At 40.1% G+C, this 22,108-nt stretch carries 17 protein-coding genes; 10 read left to right on the plus strand and 7 right to left on the minus strand.

Features of this window, described 5'->3' with window-relative positions; all coding sequences use genetic code 11:
- The first annotated feature begins 472 nt into the window (after positions 1 to 472).
- Positions 473 to 847, plus strand: a complete 375-nt coding sequence (locus ACM03V_RS08340; RefSeq protein WP_414620299.1) for an ester cyclase — start codon at positions 473 to 475, stop codon at positions 845 to 847.
- Positions 848 to 1,387: 540 nt separating this feature from the next.
- On the opposite strand, the gene ACM03V_RS08345 is transcribed toward ACM03V_RS08340, so the two are convergent.
- From ACM03V_RS08345 to ACM03V_RS08355, 3 genes are all read right to left on the minus strand, one after another.
- Entirely contained in the window at positions 1,388 to 1,738 is a 351-nt protein-coding gene (locus ACM03V_RS08345) for a DUF1257 domain-containing protein (RefSeq protein WP_323237688.1), read from the minus strand.
- A gap of 140 nt (positions 1,739 to 1,878) precedes the next feature.
- Complete coding sequence (locus tag ACM03V_RS08350) at positions 1,879 to 3,390, minus strand: AAA family ATPase (protein ID WP_414620300.1); 1,512 nt, start codon at positions 3,388 to 3,390, stop codon at positions 1,879 to 1,881.
- A gap of 114 nt (positions 3,391 to 3,504) precedes the next feature.
- Positions 3,505 to 3,849, minus strand: a complete 345-nt coding sequence (locus tag ACM03V_RS08355) for a hypothetical protein (RefSeq protein WP_414620301.1) — start codon at positions 3,847 to 3,849, stop codon at positions 3,505 to 3,507.
- 349 nt (positions 3,850 to 4,198) lie between these two features.
- On the opposite strand from ACM03V_RS08355, the gene ACM03V_RS08360 reads away from it, so the two are divergent.
- From ACM03V_RS08360 to ACM03V_RS08370, 3 genes are all read left to right on the plus strand, one after another.
- On the plus strand, positions 4,199 to 5,353 hold the full coding sequence (locus tag ACM03V_RS08360; protein ID WP_414620302.1) for an NAD-dependent epimerase/dehydratase family protein: 1,155 nt from the start codon (positions 4,199 to 4,201) through the stop codon (positions 5,351 to 5,353).
- Positions 5,354 to 5,660: 307 nt separating this feature from the next.
- Entirely contained in the window at positions 5,661 to 6,794 is a 1,134-nt protein-coding gene (locus ACM03V_RS08365) for a glycosyltransferase family 4 protein (protein ID WP_414620303.1), read from the plus strand.
- A gap of 418 nt (positions 6,795 to 7,212) precedes the next feature.
- On the plus strand, positions 7,213 to 9,777 hold the full coding sequence (locus ACM03V_RS08370; RefSeq protein ID WP_414620304.1) for a GAF domain-containing protein: 2,565 nt from the start codon (positions 7,213 to 7,215) through the stop codon (positions 9,775 to 9,777).
- A 133-nt stretch (positions 9,778 to 9,910) separates the two neighbouring features.
- Here the strand turns inward: ACM03V_RS08370 and ACM03V_RS08375 are convergent, their stop codons facing one another.
- Entirely contained in the window at positions 9,911 to 10,165 is a 255-nt protein-coding gene (locus ACM03V_RS08375; protein WP_414620305.1) for a hypothetical protein, read from the minus strand.
- Between the two features lie 555 nt (positions 10,166 to 10,720).
- On the opposite strand from ACM03V_RS08375, the gene purC reads away from it, so the two are divergent.
- The 6 genes from purC to lpxB all read left to right on the plus strand — a co-directional run bounded on the left by purC (position 10,721) and on the right by lpxB (position 18,222).
- A complete protein-coding gene (gene purC / locus ACM03V_RS08380; RefSeq protein WP_414620306.1) occupies positions 10,721 to 11,458 on the plus strand; it encodes a phosphoribosylaminoimidazolesuccinocarboxamide synthase in 738 nt (245 codons plus the stop codon).
- A 61-nt stretch (positions 11,459 to 11,519) separates the two neighbouring features.
- Entirely contained in the window at positions 11,520 to 13,931 is a 2,412-nt protein-coding gene (locus ACM03V_RS08385; RefSeq protein ID WP_414620307.1) for a BamA/TamA family outer membrane protein, read from the plus strand.
- A 304-nt stretch (positions 13,932 to 14,235) separates the two neighbouring features.
- Positions 14,236 to 15,102 carry a UDP-3-O-acyl-N-acetylglucosamine deacetylase gene (gene lpxC / locus ACM03V_RS08390; RefSeq protein ID WP_414620308.1) on the plus strand — a complete coding sequence of 289 codons (867 nt, stop codon included), beginning with the start codon at positions 14,236 to 14,238 and terminating at the stop codon, positions 15,100 to 15,102.
- A gap of 299 nt (positions 15,103 to 15,401) precedes the next feature.
- On the plus strand, positions 15,402 to 15,929 hold the full coding sequence (fabZ, locus tag ACM03V_RS08395; RefSeq protein ID WP_414620309.1) for a 3-hydroxyacyl-ACP dehydratase FabZ: 528 nt from the start codon (positions 15,402 to 15,404) through the stop codon (positions 15,927 to 15,929).
- A 195-nt stretch (positions 15,930 to 16,124) separates the two neighbouring features.
- A complete protein-coding gene (gene lpxA, locus ACM03V_RS08400; RefSeq protein ID WP_414620310.1) occupies positions 16,125 to 16,919 on the plus strand; it encodes an acyl-ACP--UDP-N-acetylglucosamine O-acyltransferase in 795 nt (264 codons plus the stop codon).
- A 139-nt stretch (positions 16,920 to 17,058) separates the two neighbouring features.
- Entirely contained in the window at positions 17,059 to 18,222 is a 1,164-nt protein-coding gene (gene lpxB, locus ACM03V_RS08405) for a lipid-A-disaccharide synthase (protein WP_414620311.1), read from the plus strand.
- A 66-nt stretch (positions 18,223 to 18,288) separates the two neighbouring features.
- Here the strand turns inward: lpxB and ACM03V_RS08410 are convergent, their stop codons facing one another.
- From ACM03V_RS08410 to ACM03V_RS08420, 3 genes are all read right to left on the minus strand, one after another.
- Complete coding sequence (locus ACM03V_RS08410) at positions 18,289 to 19,254, minus strand: aldo/keto reductase (RefSeq protein WP_414620312.1); 966 nt, start codon at positions 19,252 to 19,254, stop codon at positions 18,289 to 18,291.
- Between the two features lie 198 nt (positions 19,255 to 19,452).
- Complete coding sequence (locus ACM03V_RS08415) at positions 19,453 to 21,216, minus strand: GTPase (RefSeq protein WP_414620313.1); 1,764 nt, start codon at positions 21,214 to 21,216, stop codon at positions 19,453 to 19,455.
- Positions 21,217 to 21,269: 53 nt separating this feature from the next.
- Positions 21,270 to 22,058 (minus strand): hypothetical protein, encoded by a 789-nt coding sequence (locus ACM03V_RS08420; protein WP_414620314.1) that lies wholly within the window; start codon positions 22,056 to 22,058, stop codon positions 21,270 to 21,272.
- Between the last annotated feature and the right edge of the window lie 50 nt (positions 22,059 to 22,108).

Below are 22,108 nucleotides of genomic sequence, written 5' to 3' on the forward strand. Positions count from 1 at the left end.
CATCCGCCACAATTTCCACCTAAAACTATCAAAAAGGATGCATACAAGGACTGGATGTAAAGTAGGGGAACTGAGTTAATTTTTGATTGTTGATGGTCGAATCACAGTGAATCGATCCATAAACAAATCACGATGTTTCCTTGAAGTTATGGTCAACTCTACAATTTTAAGGTGGTGGATAAAATGATTAAGTACGAAGATTTTGTGCGTGGGATTACTCAACGAGGACTTTTCGGCGAACCTGCCGAGTATGAATCCTTCTTTAAGGTTGTTAGTGCTGTAAATCAGTGGATCGAAATATAGAACAATACAGGCGGTCAATGTTGAAACCGTTGTTTTATCAGCTACCAAGAGCGACGGGTTCGCTAAACACCATAAGAATCTGAAAGTAGTCCAGCATTGAGACTTACTATACTTCAGTATACATAGAACATTACACAACACAACTCGAAACATGGAGTTCAAGAGCATTATGGAACAAACACTCGAACAGAATAAAACATTCATCCGCAATCACTTTGAAGAGATTGTGAACCGCAAGAATTCTGCCATTGCTTACCAAAACTTCGCACCTAACTTTATAGATCATGAAGAACCTTTTGTAGGATTGGTGAGTCCCGAACTGGTTAAGCAGACGATGGAGAAAGCATATGTAAAGTATCCCGATTTGCACGTTACAGTCGAGGACATGATCGCTGAGGGTGATAAGGTTATGGTGCGGTGTCTGTGGCGCGGAACCGATTTTTCTACAGGAAAGAAGATGGAGTTTAAGGGCTTTGTACTTTGGAGATTAGCAGATGACAAACTTGTTGAGCGTTGGCCAACGATTACACCGCCGATTAGGTAAGGTATCCCTTTTTCAGTCTTTGTTGAAACAGGAAAACAAAATAATATTTCAGTGTAAAGTTGCCTTAGTCACTGGAGGAGCATCGGGCATTGGCAAGCTACTGCGTTAGTGAATATAATTTGTAATTCGTAATTCGTAATTAATTCCCCATAAATGAATGATGCTTGTTGGCGAATTAAAATCAATACTTAGGAACTTGCGATTTAATAATGTAGCAATAGACGAATCTAGGTTTACCATCTTTAGCTTGATTCAGACTTTGAAAGTGGTATTTTATTTTCAGGCAAGTCCCTTACATAAAAAAGTTTCCTGCTATCGAAGCTTAAAAAATTAAAAACCGGGCTTATTTAATCAACAAGTCCGGTTTTTACCTAATATTGAATTGCAGGCAACTGAAGTTAGCGTTAAAAGATGTTAAATTTAATTTAGAGATAAGCAATGCAAAAGGGACTGGGTAAGTCCCAATCCCGAAAAAGCGGGTTAACCGCTATTTATTTAATTGAGTTAACCCGTGCAGCTTTGGGAACGCGCAGAAAATTTCTATTGCAATACCAACTTAACGTTAGCATTTTGCAAACCGCGTTGCTTGACTTCGGTCAAAGTCTTGTTAACAGCATACTTCTGGTTGATGGAATTGATTAACTCGGTCTGGTTGTGCTTCTTAGCAACACCCCATAAATCGGCAATCAAGTCGAAGGAACCGTCGCTGTTGCGAGACCAACCTAAATCATATTCGCCTTCTAAAACTGCAACGATGTCAGAACGAACGCGCTGACCGTTATAACCACGAACATCAGCTTCAGACTTAACGGTGATACCTAAATCGCTTAAAGAAGCTTTGAGAATTTCAGCGTCGGTAATTTTGGTACGTAGAGTGCTAAAATGAGACATTTGGGTTTCCTCCAAAAAGAAGATTGAGATTAAGACAACGGTTTTTTTTAGGCTAAGCCGCGTTTATAATTACGCGGTTTTTTTATTTACTAGCTTTGGGTTTGCTAGTCTTTGCTCCTGCGTTAACAGGAGAAAGCTTGTTAAAACTCCATTCGCTGATATTCAGCTACGGAGGCTGCGGCTGGACGCGCTCTTTGTCTCGCCCAGTCTCTAAGCGCGGTTACTTGCTCTTGCATCGTTCGAGACAGCGGTAACGTCGCTTTGAGTGCAGCAATAATATCTAGCTGGGTGAACTCGCGGTCTTGGGCAAAGGCTTCATACATTGCCGCTACAATCGCTTGTTCAATTTCCGCCCCAGAGAAGCCATCAGACATCTTGGATAACTGTTCCAAATCGAATCTAGTGATGTCTTTACGGCGCTTGTTTAAGTGGATTGTAAAAATATCTTGCCGTTCCTGAGATGTAGGCAAATCCACAAAGAAAATTTCGTCAAATCGACCTTTTCTTAAAAACTCTCCTGGCAAGCGTTCAACCCGGTTGGCAGTAGCCATCACGAACACGGGTGATTTTTTCTCTTGCATCCAAGTTAGAAAAGATCCAAATATTCGGCTGGAGGTTCCTCCGTCAGAATCACCAGAACCAGAGCTACCAGCAAAGGATTTATCTAATTCATCAATAAATAATATTGCTGGAGAAATAGATTCCGCTGTTTTTAGGGCATTACGCAAGTTGGCTTCACTTCGTCCTACCATTGAGCCATCGTAGACTCGCCCCATATCCAAGCGTAAAATCGGTAATCCCCATAGTTTTGAAGTTGTTTTTGCTATTAAAGACTTTCCACAGCCCGGAACCCCTAGAATTAACATTCCTTTCGGTTGCGGTAAACCATATTCTCTCGCTTTCTCCGTGAAAGCATCCGAACGCTGGGTTAGCCAATTTTTTAATTCTTCCAAACCACCAACAGCTTCGAGAGTTTCATCTTCTTCAATGTATTCTAATATTCCATTGCGTCGGATTAGCTGCTTCTTCTCAGATAAAACTATATCTACTTCTTTTTCTGTTAGCTGTTTCTTAGTTACCTGAGCTTTGCGATATACTTTCTCCGCCTCATCTCTGGTAAGTCCTAAAGCCGCTCTTAATAACTTTTCCCTTGCTTCGGTTGTTAATTTCCGCGCATTTTGTTGACCTATATGACTATCGAGAACTTTATTCAGGTCAGACATATTTGGCAACGGGAAGTCAAGTACCACAACTTCCTTCTCTAACTCGATGGGAACCTGCTGCACTGGTGACATCAAAATTATATTCTTTTGAGTACCTTTAAAGCTGGCGATCGCATCTCGTAAAGACCTAGTTGTTGCAGGTGCATCAATAAACGGATGTAAATCTTTAAGAACAAATATACTAGGTTCTTTTTGACGGATAATCCACTCAATCGCCGCTTCTGGAGAAACGGTATTGTGTTGAGTTACGCTTTTACCTTGACCATACTCCACGATACCGTGGGTTACAGTCCATACATACAATCGACGCTGTGGCTTTGAAGATTGAGTGATCGAATAAATTGCTTGCTCGGCCCGCTCTTCCTCGGAGGTAACAAGGTAGATTAAGGGATATTGAGCCTGAATTAGTATACTGAGCTCTTCTTTCATATATCAACCTACTTGAGACCTAAAGACACTACAGACATCGTTCATCATTTCAAATTTCAGTTAAATTTCGGTAAAGATAGAATTATGAATTAACTATCCATAATTCAAGCTTGGTTAACAAGGAACTAACTCCTCGGAGCCTTCTTGGTTAACTTCGCAATCTTGCTCTATCTCGTTGACAGAAACATCTTTACCAATCACTCCTGGCTGATTGCCTAGAGCAACCAATTCCCCTTCACGCAAGACTAGTGAACTTTCGCAGTTGGGACATGAGTAAACCCTGTGAGTTCTTCCGTAAGAACCTTCGACTTCATCTACTAATTCTGAATTCGCTAGATAAAATACGAGGGCACGCTCGGCAAGCTCTGACATTGGTTCGCTCTCAACTGCTGAACGTATTTTTAAACTTTTGTGCAGTTCTGGGGATAGATACAAAGTAACTTTTTGCTTAGCTTGCATATAACTATGAATGCGTTCTTACCCGGGTATGTATCTCACGATATCTGCTCTCCCATTACTTGTCAAGACTGCAAAGCGTTTTGACGCTATTTTCGTAATATTTCTTTACAATAGGATAAGAATCATTCCAGTTTTAGCCATGAAGGAATAGAGTGAAAAGCAAGAATAGAAGGCTTTTCCGGCATAAATAATCGCGTGACTCTAAAAAGTTAAAAATAATTTACTTTTTGGTGAGAGTATATTTTTCAGGCTTATTTGCCAAAAAACTTCAAGTTAGTATCGCCATGATGGTTGAGAGGGGACACAAACCTGATAGATTTAGCTATCAGCGAGTATAAAAAGCGTAAAAATGAAAGTCCTGGTTATTGGTGGAGACGGCTATTGCGGTTGGGCAACCGCACTTTACCTTTCAAATCGTGGTTATGAAGTTGGAATTTTAGATAATTTAGTGCGTCGGCACTGGGATAATGAATTAGGTGTACAGACTTTAACGCCCATTGCACCAATTCAACAACGCATCCAGCGCTGGAAGGATTTAACAGGTAAATCTATCGATTTGTTTATCGGCGATATTACCAACTATGAGTTTGTCCAGAAAGCTCTGCATGAATTTGAGCCAGAATCCGTAGTGCATTTTGGCGAACAGCGTTCGGCTCCTTTTTCGATGATTGACCGCGAACACGCTGTCTTAACACAAGTTAACAATGTTGTTGGCACCTTGAACATACTTTACGCAATGCGTGAAGATTTCCCCGATTGCCATTTAGTCAAGTTGGGGACAATGGGTGAATATGGTACGCCTAACATCGATATCGAAGAAGGCTATATCACCATCGAGCATAACGGACGGAAAGATACTTTACCTTATCCCAAGCAACCAGGTAGTTTCTACCACCTGAGTAAAGTTCACGATAGTCACAATATCCACTTTGCCTGTAAAATTTGGGGATTGCGAGCTACAGATTTGAACCAAGGGGTAGTTTACGGTGTCTTAACCGAAGAAACGGGTATGGATGAAATGCTGATTAACCGTCTTGACTATGATGGTGTATTTGGTACCGCACTAAACCGTTTCTGTATCCAAGCTGCTATTAATCATCCTTTAACCGTTTACGGTAAAGGTGGACAAACTAGAGCCTTCCTGGATATTCGAGATACAGTTAGGTGTGTTGAATTGGCGATCGCCAACCCAGCACAATCCGGAGAATTCCGGGTATTTAATCAGTTTACCGAGCTTTTCAGCATCAACGACTTAGCAATGATGGTGAAGAAAGCTGGTAACGCAATCGGACTGAATGTTGATATCAATCATTTGGAAAACCCCAGAGTAGAGTCAGAGCAACACTACTTTAATGCTAAAAACACCAAGCTTTTAGATTTGGGTTTAGAGCCTCACCTGCTTTCTGACTCACTGTTAGATTCCTTGCTCAATTTTGCTGTTAAATATCACTCTAGAGTTGATAACAACCAAATTTTGCCGAAAGTTTCTTGGCATAGAAAATAGCAGGAATGGATTTTTAGTAGTTAGTTGTTTAGTTGTGAAGCAATAGTACTAACTGCTAGCTGCTAAAAATTTCTTCATCGCTACTTCTTCACCGATTAATATGACTTAATGTCCGCGCTATGGCTTTAAATTTTATTCAAATTGAAATATTTTAGCTCCGATAGCTGAATGGCGGCTTTCCGCGACGAAGATATTCGGCTTTCTAAAAAAATATGATTGCCTCCACAATATCCCTTCGCAACAATCTATATTTTTATTACTGATGCTAAATGCAATTGTCCTGCTACCTTGTATTGATTAGTTTTGTATGAGAATTGCCTTATTTACCGAAACATTTCTACCTAAAGTTGACGGAATTGTCACGCGCCTTCGTCATACCGTCGAACATTTGCAGCGTCACGGCAACCAAGTATTAGTAATTTGTCCTGATGGTGGAATAACGGAATACAAAGGAGCTAAAATTTATGGAATTTCTGGCTTCCCTTTACCTATGTATCCAGAGTTAACATTAGCATTACCTCGTCCGGCTATTGGTGAAGTATTAGAAAAATTTAACCCAGATGTTATTCACGTGGTCAATCCAGCTGTTCTAGGCTTAGCTGGGATTGTTCATAGTAAAATACATAACATTCCTTTAGTAGCTTCTTATCATACTCACTTGCCGCAATATCTGCAACATTACGGTTTGGGAATGTTAGAAGGATTGCTTTGGGAGTTGCTTAAGGCAGGTCATAATCAAGCTGCTTTAAATTTATGTACTTCAACGGCAATGGTAAAAGAGTTAACTGCTCGCGGCATCGAACGTGTAGATTTGTGGCAGCGAGGAGTTGATACAGAATTATTTCATCCCAGTCTTGTCAGCGAGCAAATGCGTGATAAATTGTCGCAAAATCATTCAGAAGCTCCTTTACTGCTTTATGTAGGGCGTTTATCTGCGGAGAAGGAAATTGAGCGGATTAAGCCGATTTTAGAAGGTATTCCCGAAGCTAGATTGGCTTTAGTAGGGGATGGCCCCCATCGCGAAGCCTTAGAAAAACATTTCATGGGAACTAATACTTATTTTGTGGGATATCTTACCGGGACGGATTTAGCTTCAGCTTTTGCTAGTGCTGATGCTTTTGTGTTTCCTTCTCGCACGGAAACCTTGGGATTAGTTTTATTAGAAGCAATGGCTGCTGGGTGTCCGGTGGTTGCGGCACGTTCCGGAGGCATTCCAGATATTGTTACTGATGGAGTCAACGGATATCTTTTCGAGCCAAAATCCGATGATGCTGGTGCGATCGCTGCAACAATGCGTCTTTTAGAAAAAAAAGATGAGCGAGAAGTTATCCGTCAAAATGCTCGTCAAGAAGCAGAACGTTGGGGATGGTCTGCTGCTACTCGTCAGCTACAAAGTTTTTACGAAAAAGTTGTTGATTCTCAAATGCCAACAGCAGCTTAATTTATTTTTTATTTAGTAGGGGCGGTAAATAAAACCTGTCCCTACCAAATTCAAATACAATTTTTATATTTCGATTTTTACAAGTTTTCTCTTTCTTGCTAATTCTTTCTGCAATTTAGCCAGTTTCTTTAAATTATTATCAGCACATTTCGCATTTCAGATAAATACTTGAAATTGCAACAAGTTTTTAGCGGAGTTGTTTAGTACTTGGTGTTAAATGATTCTATTAAACTTGTGTAAGACGCTTTCAGATACATTTTTAATTCAAAAATAGATAAATAAGTCTTGTTTGGAGTTATAGCCTAGCAAGCATCTGCATTTATATAGTTATAAATTGTAAAAATTAGATTATCATTCTGGTGTAAGTATAAAATTGTACCCATAATCGAACCTCTATTATCTTGAATTTATAATTCCCATGACACTTTTAAATCCAGGTAGCGTACTAGCTACGTTAACTGAGCTTACACAGGTTAATCGTACCCACGCTCTATTACGGCGTGTCAAAGACCTTTCTGTTAATGAATTTGTTTGCTTGTTGGATTTTATCACTGCCGAATTCCAACAGTTTATTAGAGCAATAGAACTGATAAATAATGAAGCTCTAGAAACAATGTTGGAGAAAGTTCTTGAGGCAATTACGCTCAAAATCGGTCAAATTCTGCAAGCAGAACATACGACTATTTTTTTAGTTGATCGTGATAAAGGTCAGCTATGGTCAAAAGTGCCGCAAAATAATGTTAATCAGGTGTTAGAAATTCGTACTCCCGTAAATGTAGGAATTCCCGGTCATGTCGCGACTACCGGACAATATTTGAATATCGCCGAAACAACTACTCATCCTTTATTTAGCCCGGAATTAGAAAGGCAGTTAGGCTATAAAATTGACAATATTTTGTGTATGCCAGTTGTCAGCAGTAAAAATGAAGTTGTTGCTGTTGTACAACTAGCAAATAAAGCAGGGGACACTCCTTTTGATAGTGAAGATGAAACCTGTTTTCGGGAATTTGCTGCAAGTATTGGAATTATTCTGGAAAGCTGTCAATCTTTTTATGTCGCAGCCCGCAATCAAAGGGGTGCAACAGCTCTTTTACGAGCGACTCAAACGCTTGGCCAAAGTTTGGACTTAGAAGTAACTTTGCAAATAGTTATGGAACAAGCTCGAATTTTGATGCAAGCCGATCGCAGTACGCTATTTTTGTACCGTAAAGAAATGAGCGAACTGTGGACAAAAGTTGCAGCCGCTGATGGTGAAACTATGATGGAAATTAGCATTCCCGGCAATCGCGGAATTGTTGGTTATGTTGCATCCACTGGCGAAGCTTTAAATATTGCCGATGCTTATAAAGATCCTCGTTTCGATCCGACAACAGATAGAAAGACGGGTTATTATACTCGTAATATTTTATGTTTGCCGGTTTTTAATTCAGCCAATGAATTGATTGGCGTTACACAGTTAATTAATAAACAAAAAGGTAGTTTTACTGCATCAGACGAAGAATTTATGCGGGCTTTTAATATCCAAGCAGGAATTGCTTTAGAAAATGCCCGTTTATTTGAAAGTGTATTGTTAGAAAAACAATATCAAAAAGATATTCTGCAAAGTTTATCCGATGCTGTAATCTCTACAGATATGGAAGGTCGAATAGTCACCATCAACGATGCAGCATTAGAGTTGTTGGGTTGTCCGCTGACAGGAGATGCAAGTACTAGAGATAATAAAATTCTTTGGGAAAAAAATTTAGTTGGTAGGTCATTATGGGAAGTTGTACCAATTGAAAATTTACAGTTTCGATTGGAAGATAGTTTAAAAAATGGGGCAAGACATTACGTTCCAGAGCAAAGTTTAATGGTAGGACTGTACTATCTACCGGGGGAATCGGAAGAATCGGAAGAATATATTCTGGCATTACCAAGCTCGACTAATCCAGAAGTTTTTATTCCTTGGAATCAACCTTTGACTCCCCAATCTCAGTTCGTACATTCTTCTCAAGTCGAACCAATAGAAAGAAGTATTAATCTTACTGTTAATCCTTTAACTAATCCAGAAGGTGGCGTGCGTGGTGGGCTGGCGGTATTGGAAGACATCAGTCAAGAAAAGCGCCTCAAAACTACTATGTACCGTTATTTAACTCCTCACGTAGCCGAGCAGGTTATGGCTTTAGGGGAAGACGGCTTGATGGTGGGAGAGCGTAAAGAAGTCACGATTTTATTTTCGGACATTCGAGGCTACACAACACTTACCGAAAACCTTGGGGCTGCTGAAGTCGTATCGCTACTCAATCAGTATTTTGAAACGATGGTGGAATCGGTTTTTAACTATGAAGGCACTTTAGATAAGTTTATTGGAGATGCCTTGATGGCCGTATTCGGTGCGCCCCTACCTTTAACAGAAAATCATGCTTGGCGAGCGGTACAAGCAGCGTTAGATATGCGACATCGGCTCAAGGAATTTAACGAACGGCGAATTGTTCAAGAACAGCCACAAATCAAAATTGGAGTTGGGATTAGTTCCGGAGAAGTCGTTTCAGGAAACATCGGTTCTCGCAAGCGAATGGACTACACCGTAATTGGAGATGGAGTTAATTTAAGTTCCCGTTTGGAAGGAACGACTAAGGAATATGGTTGCGATATTGTTTTAAGCGAATTTACGTATCAGCTATGTAGCGACCGTGTTGTTGTGCGCGAACTAGACAAGATACGAGTTAAAGGAAAACATCAAGCAGTAAAAATCTATGAATTAATTGGCGATCGCACTGCTTATTTGGATGCGAATACTCAAGAATTCTTGTCTCATTATCATGCAGGACGCGCTGCTTATTCATCCCGAAATTTTCCGCAAGCGTTGATTTGTTTTGAAGCTGCAAAAAAAATTCGACCTATAGATAGAGCCGTCAATATTCACATTGCCCGTTGCAACAAATTTTTAAGACAACCTCCCGAAGAATCTTGGAGTGGAGTTTGGACAATGGTTGATAAGTAAACAGCGAACAGCGAACAGTGAACAGTGAACAGTTATCAATTATGGGTTATTAATTAGACTTTAATTACACTTAGTTAAAATGTTTGAGTAATTCTGCAATTTGTCTAACGTTAGAGTTTAGTTCTAATTAGTTTTAACTGTTTCCTGCATCTCCTTCAGAGGAGTTTTGACCGATATGAAGTCCTTTTTTTGATTCTTTTAGTTCTTTCCATAAAGCTTTTATTTGCTCATAAGCTTCTCCAGGAGGCAGTTTTCCTGAAGTTTCTAAGTTACATATTACACTTATCTTTTGAGCAAATTCTTGCAAGTTAGCATTAAATACTAAATTTTCTGGGTTAAACTCACCGTAGTAACGACTGCGAGGGTAAAGAAAATCTTCTTTTTCCATTTTTCCGTCTCCAGATATCAAAACTGTTCGTCTCAAGTTTAAATCAAAGACCGCTAGTTAACCTTATTTTAACTTTGCTTCTACTTGTTTGATATATAGTAATTTCTACGAAAAACGAATAAGTACCCGTGCCAAATTAATTTAATATTTCGTTTAGATAGATTGGGGGAACAGGAAACAGGGAATAGGAAACGGTTATAAGTAAGTCATTGTTCGTAGTAGCGCTACTCTATCTCCCGGAGGGAGACGCTTCGCTAACGAGAAAACTTAGTTTACAGCGCATCCGGATTCCGGATGCACTAAAGCGCTACTACGAACCTAGCAGAATTAATGTGGTCGAATACTAGCTGAACGTACCGTAGGTATTGCGTGCCCGGAAGGCATAAAAGACAAGCGTACATTTTCTATCCCCAATTCCCAATTCCCTACTCCCTCCTTATAACTATGATTTGCAACGCCGACTTACTTAATGCTGATTAATCAATAACGTCATATAAAATAGTTAAGCCATATTGTTGGCATCAGTTCCCTTTCGCACTAAATAATCTTTCTACCATGTCTGTTACCTCCAAGTTGTACGAAGGAAAAGCCAAAATTCTTTATCAGACAGATGTACCAGAAATCTTACTCGCTGATTTTAAAGATGATGCAACTGCTTTTAATGCTCAAAAACGAGGCAGCATCAGTAACAAAGGAACAATGAACTGTAGTATTTCTAGCAAGTTATTTCAGCAGCTAGAAAAAAACGGTATTAATACTCATTATTTGGATAATCCGAGTTCAAACCAAATGCGGGTAAAAGCTGTGAAAATAATTCCGTTAGAAGTAGTTGTGCGGAATATAGCAGCAGGAAGCCTTTGCAAGCAAACAGGTTTGGAGTTGGGAACCGTATTAAACAAGCCCTTAGTAGAGTTTTATTACAAAAATGACGAATTAGGCGATCCATTGTTAACTAAAGAACGTCTACTATTGTTAGAACTCGCTAGCCAGGAACAAGTTGAGGAGATTATTCATCTAGCATTGCGAATCAACGATTTTTTGAAAGGCTTTTTTGGCAAATGTGGCATTACTTTGGTGGACTTCAAGCTAGAGTTTGGTGTGGACTCACAACAAAAACTACTTCTAGCTGATGAAATTAGCCCCGATACTTGTCGTTTATGGGATAACTCTACCGATAACCTCAAAGACAGGGTTTTAGACAAAGATCGCTTTCGGCAAGATTTAGGGAATGTGGAAAATGCTTACCAAGAAGTTTTAGAAAGAGTGTTAAGAACAGTAGAAGCGAGTGTCTAGTTAACTGGATTTTGGTTGATGTTATGAGTTATGACTGTTCTTGACAAATAACTGCTGACTGATGACAAATGATTATCATATTGAACGATGGTGTGTGGAAGTGAATAGGAATTTAAATAAAATGCGCTTATCTCCCTTTTTGGTGGCGGTGATGGCTTTTGCGACTCCACTAGGAGTTTCTTATGGTGCAAATGCACAAACTGCCAATACCTCTAAAGACTCACAAAATATTTTCAAAGCAGCGAGCATCGATGAAAAAGACGGATCTGTAGGAATATCGCGGAAATCTTCAGATGCACAAAAGTTGCAAGTAGTTATACCAACAACTAATTCGACTTCTAATTCAACAACAGCACAAAATACTCCACAAATTCCCCCACCGGATAATTTTCCCGAAGGTAGCGAAGAACCAGAACTATCTCCTACTGATGTTCCTTCTACTCAGCCGCAAATTCCTCCAACCGAAAACCAAGCTCCGGTACAGCCAAGAATAAATCCTTCAGAACAGCAGCAACAGCAGCAACAATTCCAGGCTCCGGGAACGACGCAGCAAAATCAACAGCAGCAGCAGCAGCCGCAATTCCAGACTCCGGGAACGCCACAACAGCAGCCCGCAGCAGATGAAACTCAAGTATTAGTTTCAGAAGTGTTGGTAAGATCGGAGAGCGGACAATTAACACGAGAATTACAAGAACAAGTTTATAGAGTTATTCGCACTCAACCCGGACGAACTACAACCCGTTCGCAATTACAAGAAGATATAAACGCTATTTTTGGAACCGGCTTTTTCTCTAACGTTCAAGTTGCACCGGAAGATACACCATTGGGAGTCAGGGTGAGCTTTGTTGTTCAACCCAACCCCGTTTTACAAAAAGTGCAAATAAATGCAAATCCCGGTGCTAACGTTCCCTCCGTACTACCTGAGAAAACAGTTAATGACATATTCGACGAACAGTACGGTCAAATTCTCAATTTGCGCGAATTACAGGAAAATATCAAACAGCTAGTTAAAACCTATCAAGACCAAGGTTACGTACTGGCTAACGTCATTGGAGCGCCCCAAGTATCTCCTGATGGGGTAGTTACTCTACAAGTCGCTGAAGGTTTGGTCGAAGATATTCGTGTCCAGTTCCGCAACAAAGATGGTGAAGCGACTACCGATGATGGGAAACCCGTAAAAGGAAGAACCAAACCATATATTGTTGAGCGAGAATTGCAACTCAAGCCAGGACAAGTATTTAACCGAAATTTGGTACAAAGAGACTTGCAGCGGGTATTTGGGTTGGGTTTATTTGAAGATGTCAACGTTGCTCTCGATCCCGGTACTGACCCCAGTAAAGTAGATGTTATCGTCAATGTTGTAGAACGAAACAGCGGTTCGATCGCCGCAGGTGCCGGTATTAGTTCTGCGAGCGGACTATTCGGTACTATTAGCTACCAAGAGCAAAACCTCAACGGAAGAAATCAAGATTTAGGTGCAGAACTACAGGTCGGAGCGCGGGAATTGTTGTTTGACCTCCGCTTTACAGACCCCTGGATAGCAGGCGACCCTTTCCGTACTTCTTATACAGTTAATGCATTCCGTCGTCGGTCAATTTCCTTGATTTTTGACGGCGACGAAGAAGAAATTGAAACATTCGATCTAGATGACCCCAGCGGAAACAATGACGCACGCGATCGCCCTCGTGTTGTCCGTACTGGTGGTGGCGTAAACTTTACTCGTCCTCTAGGTAAAAATCCTTATGAAAAATCAGAATGGGTAGCTTCTGCTGGTTTGCAGTATCAAAGAGTTAACATCACGGATGGAGACGGGGATACTAGAGCAAGAGGTGCAATTTTTGATGGTGACAACATAGATTCGCGACAAGTTGAACTCAGCGCTTCTGGAGACGGTAGAGATGATTTATTTTTAGTTAAGCTCGGAGCATCTCGCGATAAACGAAACAACCCCTTACAACCAACTAAAGGCTCCTTATTACGTCTTGGTGTAGATCAGTCGGTACCTATCGGACAAGGTACTATTGCGATGACAAAATTAAGGGGTAGCTACAGTCAATACATACCTGTAGACTTGACCAACTTTAGTAAAGGAGCCGAAACCCTAGCTTTTAACTTTCAAGCTGGAACAGTTCTCGGTGACTTACCTCCCTATGAAGCGTTTTCATTAGGTGGTAGTAACTCAGTTCGCGGTTATGACGAAGGTGCATTAAGCAGCGGACGCAGTTATGTAGAAGCATCCGTTGAGTATCGCTTCCCACTATTCTCAGTACTTAGCGGCGCATTATTTGTTGATGTTGGTAGTGACTTAGGAACCACAACCGAACCAGCAGAAATACTTAATAAAAGCGGTACTGGTATAGGTTATGGACTTGGCGTAAGGGTACAGTCACCACTCGGCCCAATTCGCATTGACTACGGACTCAACGATGATGGAGACAGCCGAATTAACTTTGGTATTGGGGAAAGGTTTTAGGAATGCAGGGATGCAGGGATGCAGGGATGCAGGGATTGGGAACTGTTAGTTAGGAGTTGCGAGTTGCGAGTTGCGAGTTGGGAAAGTAAGTAGCGAACTAGTTATTCTTCTGCTTGTCTCCTTGTCCCCTTGTCTCCTTGTCCCCCTATCTCCCAATTCCCAACTATTCTGTTTGCCGTTTATCTTGCTAATTTTTACCATTAGCATTGCTTCTGAGAATCTTAGCTGTGGTTCTTGAGGCGAATACTTTTTTATACACAATTAGCAAGCAATTTTGGGATATTCTTGAAGTAAAGGGTGCCTTATGCAACAGCGTACAATAGCCTCCTCAATCAATCAAACAGGAACTGGGCTACACAGTGGGATAATTACTAGCGTCAGCATAGTACCAGCAAAGCCGGGAAGCGGACGCTATTTTGTACGGGTGGATTTGCCTGATGCACCGACTATTCCAGCGACCATTGCAGCGGTCAGTCAGACGGTTCTCTCGACTCAATTAAGGCATGGTGAAGCCAGCGTTCGTACTGTGGAGCATTTGTTGGCTTCTTTGGCTGGTATGGGGGTAGATAATGCCCGTATTGAAATTGATGGCCCGGAAGTACCGCTTTTAGATGGTTCGGCACGAATATGGGCGGAGAATATACGATTAGTCGGTACGGTGGAGCAAGATTCTACTGTTTCTGAAAACGCTTTATGTTTAGAAGAACCCATTTGGGTAAGTGACGAAGATGCTTTTGTTAGTGCTATACCAGCACCACAAACTCGTTTTAGCTACGGAATTGATTTTGAATTACCCGCGATTGGTAATCAATGGCACAGTTGGCAGCCCGATGGCGAACAGCAGAACTCCTATGAAACCTTTGTTACAGAAATAGCTCCGGCCCGTACCTTTGGTTTAATGCATCAAATAGAACATTTAAAAACAGCTGGATTAATTAAGGGCGGAAGTTTAGAAAATGCCCTTGTATGCGGCCCAGATGGCTGGGTTAATCCACCACTACGATTTGCAAATGAACCTGTACGTCATAAAATCTTGGATTTAGTAGGAGATTTAAGTTTATTAGGAATTTTCCCTCGCGCTCACTTCTTAGCTTACAAAGCCAGCCACAATTTACATATTCAACTGGCGCATAGAATCTTAGAACTGAGAAGCTCAGATTTTTCGATTTGAAAACCAAGCGCGTTTCTCGGTTGAGTGCAATACAAAAAAGTTTATAGAATTCTGACTTTTATGGATGCCCATCTCCGTCATACTGGATTTGATTCGACTAAAAACCGCTAAAATCACGCCACTTGCTTCAATAAAGGGAACCTCCCTTCGGGTTCGCTAGTTTGGGGGACGGAAACCGACACCCCCAACTAGACTCACCACAACGCAGTGGCTCTAAAATCAAAAATGTTTGAGGGAGTTTCGTAAAACAATCGCCTACTCTCAATACCCATCGAAAAAATTCAACCCAACGAAACCAAATGTCAATTGTTACCGAAGTTAATACCAACAAAGCGGACGCGCCTGCATCTACTGAAGATAAATTGGGTGATAGTACAACCCAAGCGGAGAACAAAACAATTTTTACAGTAGAAGAAATCCAGAAACTGCTACCGCATCGCTATCCTTTTGCATTGGTAGATAGAATTACCAACTATGTTCCTGGAAAGCAAGCCGTTGGTCTAAAAAATGTTACCTTTAACGAGCCTCATTTCCAAGGGCATTTTCCCGGACAGCCTATTATGCCAGGCGTACTAATTGTTGAGGCGATGGCACAAGTCGGTGGTGTCGTAATGACTCAACTACCCGAGTATGAAGGCGGACTTTTTGTATTTGCTGGCATTGATAAAGTACGTTTTCACCGTCAAGTAGTTCCTGGAGATCAACTCGTAATGACCTTGGAACTGTTGTGGGTCAAGCGTCGTCGTTTTGGTAAGATGCAAGGCCGCGCCGAAGTGGACGGTCAGCTCGCAGCCAAAGGCGAATTAATGTTTTCTCTTGTTAATTGAGAAATAACTAAGTGAGTAAAGGCACATATCAATAGTGCCTTTACTGAATTCTGATTTATTAGAATATCAGTAAAAAACAATCCACTATAGTATAGTAAAAATTCTGAATTTTCGCCGCCCTTACAATAATTGTTGCTTTCGGCTACTGAATACTTAAATTACTCGTGCCGCGCAAACTGTTCTGGAGATGCACCCTTGAAGACACTTATTCACCCAACTGCTGTAATTAATCCTAAAGCGCAATTGCACCCGACCGTTAAAGTTGGTGCTTATGCGACGATTGAGGGCGACGTAAAAGTAGGCCCGGAAACTATTATCGGTTCTCATGCAGTGCTTGAAGGGCCTCTGGAAATAGGAGCTAGAAATCAGATTTTTGCAGGTGCCGTTATTGGTTCGGAGCCTCAAGATTTAAAGTTTGCTGGGGAACTTAGTACGGTTAAGATTGGCGACGATAACAGTATTCGGGAATACGTTACTATCAATCGCGCTACTGGTGCGGGTGAAGAAACTCGCATTGGTAACGGTAATTTATTAATGGCTTATGTGCATATAGGTCATAACTGCGTTTTAGAAGATTCTGTAGTCATTGCCAACTCAGTAGCGCTAGCAGGTCATGTATATATAGAATCACGAGCAAGACTAAGTGGTGTTTTAGGCGTTCATCAGTTCGTACATATTGGTGCGCGGGCAATGGTAGGTGGTATGGCACGCATCGATCGCGATGTACCACCATATATGTTGGTAGAAGGAAATCCCGCACGCATTCGCACCCTTAATTTAATCGGACTTAAACGCGCCGGTTTTTCTAGCGAAGAATTACAAATACTTAAAAAAGCCTTCCGCATTCTCTACCGTTCCGATATAACATTCAAAGAAGCTATAGAAAAACTAGAATTCTTAGGCGATACAGAACATTTAAAACATTTACGTAGATTTTTATTACTTTCTCAAATGCCCGGAAGACGCGGTTTAATTCCAGGTAGAGAGTGAAAGACATGGGGGGATGGGGAGACAAGGGGACAAGGGGATGGGGAGAAAAGAATTCTTAAGTCCTAATTCTTAACTCCTAACTTATAACTCCTAACTCCTAACTATTTTCCAATGCCCTATTCTCAATGCCCAAATTCTAATGCGAATATTTATTAGTACTGGCGAAGTGTCAGGAGATTTACAAGGTTCATTATTAGTTACTGCGCTCAAAAATCAAGCTGCTGCAACAGGATTGGAATTAGAAATTGTGGCTTTGGGTGGCGAGAAGATGGTTGCTGCTGGCGCAACTTTGATCGGAAATACCACTTCTATTGGCTCTATCGGACTTTTAGAGTCTTTGCCTTTTATATTGCCAACTTTAAAAATACAGCGACAGGCGATCGCCTTTCTAAAAGAATATCCGCCAGATTTGGTGGTGTTTATCGACTATGCGGGGCCGAATATTGCTATTGGTAAGTATATTCGTCGTCATATGCCCAATGTGCCAACGGTTTACTATATTGCACCTCAAGTTTGGGTTACTTCTATGGGGGAAAAAGATACACAGCAAATTATAAATATTAGCGATAAAGTATTGGCGATATTTCCCGAAGAAGCTCGTTATTTTCAAAATAAAGGTGCTAATGCAACTTGGGTTGGACATCCTTTAGTAGATAGAATGCAAAGTTTTCCCACAAGAGAAGCAGCGCGTGCAAAGTTGGGAATCGCCGATGATGTCACTTGCGTAGCACTCGTACCAGCTTCCCGTTCCCAAGAAGTAAAGTATTTAGTGCCGGTAATATTTGAAGCAGCAAGAGAAATTCAAAATAAAATGCCAGAAGTACATTTTTGGATTCCCTTGTCTATGGAAAGATATAAAGAAGAAATAGAAAAACAAATACAAAAGTATCAATTAAAAGCGACTTTGGTATCCAGTCAACAGAAAGAAGTATTAGCTGCTGCGGATTTAGCAATTACCAAATCAGGTACGGTGAATTTGGAATTAGCATTATTAAATATTCCCCAAGTAGTTTTATATCGTTTACATCCCTTCACCTATTGGGTTGGAAAAAACATACTTAAAATAAAATTTTCCTACGCTTCCCCACCGAATTTATTAGTAATGCGGGAAATTGTCCCCGAATTCATTCAAGAAACAGCCACATCGGAGAACATCGTAGAAGCAGCGATGGAATTTTTGTTAAACGAACAGCGACAGCAGAAAATGAAAGCTGATTATCAAGAAATGCAGCAGTTTGTCGGAGAAATCGGAGTTTGCGAAAGAGCGGCGAAGGAGATTTTGCAATTAGTTGTTAGTGGTTAGTTGATAGTTGTTAGTTGATAGTTGTTATTTCTCCTTGTCCCCTTGTCCCCTTGTCTCCCCATCTCATCATGTCCAGGCTCGGAAAAAGTTGCCATCTTCCCAAATTCCTGCAACTTGCTTTTCGATTGCGGCTAGTTGTTTGTTATCTAATTTCTGAAAACTTCTTGCTACATTAACGTTTTCTTCTAATTGTTTGATGTTCTCGGCGGCGACTATGCAGCAATGTACTCCTTGTTGAGATAAGCTGTAACCTAAAGCTTGATTCATACCAGATAATCCACCGGGTTTAAATAAACGACCGTAAGCTGGTACTTTCATGGCAGTTACGCCGACGTTTTTCTCTCGCGCTACAGGTAAAACTACGGGAAGAAAAGGACGAGGATGATATTTATCGGCTGCATTTACAGGAATTAAGGTGTGATCGAAAGGATAGCGACGCAACCCTTCAGCAATAATGTCAGGCTCGTGATGTCCGGTAATTCCTGCAAAACGAATCAGTTTCTGTTGCTTTGCTTCTTCTATCGCTTTAATTGCACCTGAATCAGAAAATATCGTATCAAGTTCTTCCGAGAAAGAAACGTGATGCAATTGCCATAAATCAAGAGAATCTACGTTTAACCGTTTTAAACTTTTTTCTAATTCTCTCCAAGCACCATCTCTATCTCTAGCGGCTGTTTTACTCGCTAAAAAGATTTTTTTTCGGTGAGGTGGAAGTACTTTTCCTAAATAATCTTCACTAGGGCCATAACTTGCAGCAGTATCAAAATAAGTGATGCCGAGTTGCAATGCTTTTTCAATTTGTGCAACAGCATCTCGTTCAGCTTCATTTCGAGATAGTGGCGTTTGCCCCGCACCACCTAAGCCAAATATAGGAAGTTTTACACCCGTCTTACCTAAAATTTGTTCTGGCATTTTTGCAGGTGTTGCAGCATTGCTAGAAGTATTTTGCTGTATAGAGTTGCATCCGACAATACCGCCAGCAACAGCCGCACTGGTAATTAAGAAGTCACGCCGCGTGGTTTTATCTGACATGATTGGAGGTGAAATTGTTTTGTTTAGTATTATTTTAGCGAGGGGGGAGGTATTGGATAAAATAAATCGCCCTCACCCTCGTTCCCTCTCCTTAATAAGGAGAGGGATGTCCGACAGGACAGGGTGAGGTTCAGTTTGTATTCTTCAAGCGTGAAAACCGCTATATACGTTAAGTTGAATTTTTTTGATTTAATTAAATTAAATATTTCTAGCTGCTGAATTTGCTGTTGCCTTTTGGATATAACGAGTAATCACCTCAAAGTTATTACGAACTTCTAAAAATTGTTTTACCAAAGTATTTGAAGTAGCAATAGCTTGTTCTTCCTGTTTGCGTGCAGCTATTATTTGTTTTTCAATTTCTCCGTAAACTTGTTGTTCAAATTCCCATAATTGTAATTCAATCTGATTTTCTAAGTCTTTAGCTATTTTTTGAAACTGGCTGGTAATATCGCAGCGGATATCAGCCATCTGCTTTTCTCGTTCGCGTTCCTGATGCATTTGAAAACAATCTACTCCGATTGAAACAACTGCTAAAGCTGGACCTAAAAATTTAGCAGCATTGCCAATATTTTTGGCAATACCAACAGCTTGCCAAGGTTTAAATTTGAAGCCGACAAATTTTCCTACAGTTAAAACAGTTTGATGTAAACCACTTCCGGCTACATTCATCGAACGAAGTAAACCTTTTCCAGCAATATTTGCAGAATTTTTAGTAGCAAAACTGCTTAATTTTACTCCTGCTGTTTTGCCAATTTGTTCGAGGAAATTGACTTGTCCTTTAAGTCGCTCTGTATCCATTCCAGAGGCAAGATTGTCAGCTGATACATTTTGAGCATTTCCTAAACAAGCTATAAAAGTTTGAACTAAATTTCCTTGCAATACTTCCGCAACTTGTTCTCGAATATCTTTTACTGCTGAATTTGCAGCATCTTGTAGCTTAGTTTCTGCTTTTTCGTATTGTTGCTGAATATTTGATTCCGTTTGTTTATTAAGTTTTTCAAAGTCTTCTTGTCTTCCAACGGCAGAAGCTAAGAAAACGCCTTCTTTAGCAATTGCAGAAGACATTTCTAAGGCTATACTCTTAACTTTAGTTCGTAGGCGATCGCGTTCTTTTCTTACGCTTCGAGATAATCGGGTTATAACTTCTAAAAAAGCTGAGTCTTCACCGGAATTCCGCGTACAGCTTAATTGAGCTTCGTCAACTAAACTTAATGCAATTCGTACTGGTGTATCAAATCGTGCCAATGCTGCACGTTTATCTACAAAATTATTCAACGCATCAATAAAAGTTTGAAAGCGGCTGATTTCAATCAGAAATTCTTCGTCTTCGTCTACACCTTCACAATAATCTTTAGCATCAATAAAACAGATGGGAAACTCTTCTAAACTATAGGGTTTAATTGCTTCGGCTAAACTTTGACGATAGTTAGCAATTTTTTGGGCTTCTTCTCCGGCTTCATCAGACATTTTATTGATGACAAGCATCATTTTCCACCGATAACCTTTTTCATAGGCTAACTTTTTAAAATTTTCTACTGTCACCGAATCAAAAAGCATATAGGTGAGGGAAAAAACCAGTAAATCTGCTTTATTGATAGCTTCATAAGTTATTTCATCGTGGTCTTTTCTATCTGTAAATAGTCCCGGTGTATCGATAAGGTTAATACCATTCCAGTCATAATTAGCAGTTTTATCAGTTGCTATATCCGAATCAATACGAATATCACGTTTTCCTGTAAGAGCAGAGATTGTAGTAGATTTTCCAGCATTATATTGACCGACAAAAGCTACTGTCAGAATTCCCTTTTCTTTATGCTCATTTAATTCTTCTCTTAGTTTTTTACGAATATTTATAAGTTCGGGATGATTCGCTTGAGCTAGTAATTCATCAAATTTTATGCAAGTTTTTTTGAATTTAGCGCCGACAGCAGCAGCGTTAAAGGCGGTGTTATCTTGATTCATTTTGTTTAACTCCTGTTGATCTAAGATTTAGTTAATTTACTTAATTTGTTGAATTATTGTATGGGTGTTGAGTCGCTAGGATTTATCGAAACATCCTCTTGCAAAACGAGTTTAATTTCTTCTTGAGATTTATTGAGTTTAATTTCAGATTTGGTTTGAATAATCATGCTTTTTCCAAAATCACGCTTGACTTTAGCAATGGTTTTAAGAATCGTACTATCATTCAATGGTTCGTATTTTCCAAGGCTCCAATCAATTATTCGTTTAGCATAAGCCCGATTAAGATAATTAGCATTATTATCAAGTTTCGTTTTAGCTGTATTAAGCTCTTCTGCAATTCCTTCTAATCCTGCAATTAATTCTTCAAAGTAATCGCTGACGCTATTCGCAACACCATTGCAATATTTTTTAAATTCATCTTCAGCCTGCTGAAGAGTTTTTTGTTGATAATTATCAAGCTGACTAGTTAAAGAATCCGAAATTTTTTGAGCAGCTTCTCGCTGTTTATCATCTTTTGATTTAAACCATCCAGCAATAGAGCTAATAACTCCACCTACAATCCCGATAACACCTAAAAAACCAATAGGAGTAAATAGACTTAAAACAGTTGCCGCTACAGCAATAATACCTCCACTAATTCGTAAAATATCTCTAAAACTATTTGAATCTTGTTGAGTAAACTTAAAATCACCACCTGTTAATTTGACAAGTAACTCTAATTCATTTCCAACTTCCTCAAGTATTTCTTGAATTTCTGTTTGAAATTTTGTACTAGTTTCTGCAAAAATATTTTTCAGACGCTCATCAAAATGGAGAGATTTAATTTTTTTCTCCCAATTCATAAGAAAATCTCGGTACGTGGGAAACCCAGTCTTTTTAAAGCTGGGAGGGA

It is taken from the genome of Calothrix sp. CCY 0018 (assembly GCF_963920925.1).
GTDB lineage: Bacteria > Cyanobacteriota > Cyanobacteriia > Cyanobacteriales > Nostocaceae > Rivularia.